1 protein-coding gene is annotated in these 263 nt (G+C 46.4%); it reads right to left on the reverse strand.

What is annotated here, in order from left to right; genetic code table 11:
* The coding region (locus ACPYOJ_RS35670) for a GH3 family acyl-acid amido synthetase (RefSeq protein WP_481420432.1) at nucleotides 1-263 on the reverse strand (263 nt) is incomplete at both ends.

Here is a 263-nt window from a genome sequence, read left to right on the forward strand (position 1 = left end):
GATTCGGCCACAGCTCAGAGATATTGCTGATGTCAGTTTCCTTTATAACGCGCTGAAGAAGAACCATCATCCAGCTCGGAACCCCCAGGATGCTTCCTACGTCTTCATTTTTTACTTCCGAGGTTATGGCTTTCAGCTTGCTTTCCCATTCCCCCATCAGCGAAACCTTCTTGCTGGGTGTCGTTGTTATTTCTACCCAAAACGGAAGATTATCGATCAGGATCGCCGAAAGATCACCAAACTTTGTGTTGAAATCCGCATAC

The organism is Rhizobium sp. SVR5-9E (assembly GCF_056755095.1).